Origin of the sequence: Komagataeibacter intermedius TF2, from assembly GCF_000964425.1 — a bacterium.
Taxonomy (GTDB): Bacteria; Pseudomonadota; Alphaproteobacteria; order Acetobacterales; family Acetobacteraceae; genus Komagataeibacter; species Komagataeibacter intermedius.
Genome location: NZ_BANF01000644.1, coordinates 1 through 395 on the forward strand (window position 1 = coordinate 1; position 395 = coordinate 395).

The following is a 395-nucleotide window of genomic DNA, read 5'->3' on the forward strand; positions in this document are numbered from 1 at the left end:
CTGGTGACGCAGCATTACGCCATGCTGGCGCGGAACCTGCTCTATACCGGCGTGACACGGGGCCGGAAGCTGGTCGTGCTTGTGGGACAGAAGAAGGCTCTGGCCATAGCTGTGCGAAATCAGGGCGGAAGGCTACGTTGGTCAAAACTGAGAGACTGGCTGGTGGGTACGTCAGGTACAGGTCATATATCCCGCCTAAAGAAACCTTAAAATTGCTTTTTTGAGGTTGTGAAATTGTATTCCACATAAATTCCTGGCGGGGGGCGAAAGTCGGCTTCCTGCGGAACTTCCCGCATGAGTTTCCTGATGCGAAGATGTTCAAGCTGGAGGAGAACTTCCGTTCCACCCGCCATATTCTTGATGCGTCGAATGCGGTGATTTCATTTGACCCGTCG

At 53.2% G+C, this 395-nt stretch carries 1 protein-coding gene; it reads left to right on the top strand.

Annotation, left to right across the window (positions count from 1 at the left end; all coding sequences use genetic code 11):
• On the top strand, positions 1-210 hold a 210-nt coding region (locus B7449_RS18885; RefSeq protein WP_048884084.1), incomplete at its 5' end, for an ATP-binding domain-containing protein.
• Between the last annotated feature and the right edge of the window lie 185 nt (positions 211-395).